General features: G+C 52.1%; 4 protein-coding genes. All 4 read left to right on the top strand.

Features of this window, described 5'->3' with window-relative positions; genetic code table 11:
• Positions 1 to 375 (top strand): flavin reductase family protein (locus tag ACXRVY_RS22770; protein WP_458238301.1); only part of this gene is annotated, 375 nt, incomplete at its 5' end.
• Between the two features lie 97 nt (positions 376 to 472).
• Positions 473 to 1,318, top strand: coding sequence for an ABC transporter substrate-binding protein (locus ACXRVY_RS22775; RefSeq protein WP_223457547.1), 846 nt, complete (start codon positions 473 to 475; stop codon positions 1,316 to 1,318).
• A 13-nt stretch (positions 1,319 to 1,331) separates the two neighbouring features.
• Positions 1,332 to 2,321, top strand: coding sequence for a fumarylacetoacetate hydrolase family protein (locus ACXRVY_RS22780; protein WP_223457549.1), 990 nt, complete (start codon positions 1,332 to 1,334; stop codon positions 2,319 to 2,321).
• Between the two features lie 11 nt (positions 2,322 to 2,332).
• Positions 2,333 to 2,803 carry a PaaI family thioesterase gene (locus ACXRVY_RS22785; protein ID WP_223457551.1) on the top strand — a complete coding sequence of 157 codons (471 nt, stop codon included), beginning with the start codon at positions 2,333 to 2,335 and terminating at the stop codon, positions 2,801 to 2,803.
• The last annotated feature ends 61 nt before the right edge of the window (positions 2,804 to 2,864 follow it).

A 2,864-nucleotide genomic window follows, 5' to 3' on the forward strand; every position in this document is an offset into this window, starting at 1 on the left:
CCTGCGGGGATGATTCAGGCCTATTCTCAGCAAGCAAAGGCGCTTTCCATCGCTGATAGCAGAGTTCACTTCGAGAGCTTTATACCGCTGCAGGAAGCCGCGACATCGGGTGGGTATGAGATCGTACTGGCGAAGACCGGGAAGACCCTCAAGATGGAGCAGGGCAAAAGCATGCTCGATGCGCTGATTGAAAACGGTGTAGAGGTGATGCATTCCTGTCGCGAAGGCATCTGTGGTGCTTGTGAGGTGCGGGTGCTGGAGGGCACGCCAGACCATCGCGATTCAATTCTCAGCGAGGCGGAAAAGCAGGCGGGCAAGACTGTCTTTGTCTGCTGCTCAGGAAGCAAGACGCCTCGTATGGTGTTAGACCTGTAATACCCGCCCTCTGGCGGGTTTATCAAGCATGGGTAGGCTCGTTGACAAAACGATACGTATAGTTTTATATATAGAGTACTTTCAACGAGAACAAAAAATGTCCAACGACTCTCTGCGTGTGATGTGGTTTGTCCCTCCTGCCATTGCGGTAGCAGCCTCGTGGCAAATGCCGGCAGATTTGCGCCTCGAGTCTTCGATGACTCAATCGTCTGATGAGCAGTACTCGTCACTGTGTGCAGGAGAGGTCGACGCGGTCGTAACGTCGATCGACAACGTTCTGCACTGGAACCGCCGGCAAGGTCCACAAGACTTCGTGGTGATTGCTCAGATTGAAACCACGACGCCGTTACAACTGGTCGGCTCCTCGGCCATGTCAGCTCCTGCGGATTTGCGCGGTGCCAACATTCTGGTGGATGCCCCTGAGAACGGTTTTGTCATTGCCCTTCGAGCGCTACTCAAGGAAGCAGGACTCCTTTCTGACGACTATCGCCTGACACCCGTTGGCGGGGTGCGTGAGCGGTTTACGGCTCTTGTTGCGGAGGAGGGTGATGCGACCTTGCTCGGGCCGCCGTTCGACACCATGGCGGTTCAGCGGGGACTCAAGAAAATTGCAACGATTCAGGATGTATTTGCCAATTTTCCAGGTCAAGGATTGGTCGTGAGGAAATCGGTGAGTCATGCGAATGAAGCGCTGAAAGCGTGGGTACGCATCCTCAACGCAACGCTAACGACCCTGCCTGGCGACACGGCAAAGCTGACAGAGGCTTTGGAGGTACTTGGCATGCCTGTCGAAGCAGTAACAGCACTGGTGAATACATTCCCTGGAACTCTGACGCCTTCTCGCGAGGGTATTGAACTTCTTATTGGACAGAGAGCGCTGCTTGGGTTACCCGGAGCGGATTTTACCTATGAGCAAATTGTCGACGGCTCATTCTTACAATAATTCGGAGGTGCACATGAAGAAGTTCTCGCTCGGTACATTTTCTTTAAAAACCAATCCGCAGCACCGCTTTGCTGGTCTGGTTGTCGACGGAAAAGTTGTTCCAGTCAGCAGTGTGGCTGAGGAGTTCGGGGTTGATATTCTCCGAGAAAAAAATGTGCTGTCGCTACTGGAAAACTGGGATGCCAGCTGCGCCGCGCTCGAATCGATTGTGAGTAAAACCACTACTTCCTCTTGGTATAATGAAGATCAACTCACGTTTCGCCCTGCGATTGACCTGCCGCGGCAAGTGTTCTGCACAGGCGCAAACTATCGAAAGCATGTAGTGGATTTGACCGTTGATTCAAATGTCGGACCAGAAGGGCTGAGCAAGGAAGAACTGAGGAAGTGGGCCGAAGATATGATGGATCAGAGGGTGGCTAATGGAGAACCCTATGTATTCACCAAGCCAGTCTCTGCAATTTCGGGTGCCTATGAGGACTTGGTACTTCCACCCACTACCAGCAAGCCGGACTGGGAGTTGGAATTGGCCGTAGTGATAGGCAAGGAGGGGTACAATATCCGGGCGGAAGAGGCCATGGATTATGTCGCCGGTTATACGATCATCAATGACATCTCGGCTCGTGACCTGATTCCACGCACTGACTACAAGATGCTCGGTACCGACTGGCTGAGATCGAAAGGGCAGCCAGGCTTTCTTCCGCTTGGTCCGTATCTGGTTCCCAAGCAGTTCGTTGAAGATCCACACAACCTCTCGATGCAACTGACAGTGTCCGGCAAAACAATGCARGATGAGACGACTGCAGATATGCTTTTTGGAATTGAACAACAAATTGCATACATCTCGAAGTACGCAAAGCTATTGCCAGGTGATGTGATTTGTACCGGATCCCCTGCAGGCAATGGAACTCATTACAATCGTTTCTTGCGCGACGGCGATATTATGGTTGGCACAATTGCCGGACTGGGTGAGCAGCGGCAGAAGTGCATCAGTTATCCAGGTTGAGGTAACGTATTATGCAAACGATCGATGACAATCCAGATCGGGCCTTTTTGGAGCGTGTTATTTCAGAGGCCCAATTCGACATCCCGTTTGAATTGACTGCTGGACTAAGTGCGCTTGGCGCTCGGTTGGTTCATGGCCGCCCTGGAGCTGTCGAACTCAGTTTCGAAGCGCCAGTAACAGCCATTCAGGGAAATGGTGTTATAGCCGGTGGCACCTTGATGACCATGCTCGACTATGCCATGGCTTTTGCAGTGCTCAGCATGCTGCCCTGCGGGCAAACCTGTGCCACTACCAGTATTACGGTGAATATGCAGGCGGCTGCGAAACCGTCGTTGTTGAAAGCAAAGGCAACAGTTGAGCGTGTGGGTCGTCAGATTGCATTCGCCAGAGCCGAACTTCATGACCCTCAGCGAGAAGTGCTGGTCGCCAGTTCGTCAGCAACATTTGTGGTTATGCCGGTGAGTCGCCTAAAGGCGGCATGAGTCAAAAAAAATTTAGTTAATTACGAAACTATACGAACCGTTTTTGAGGCTTCATGATGAA

This window comes from Pseudomonas sp. P5_A2_2 (assembly GCF_054177685.1).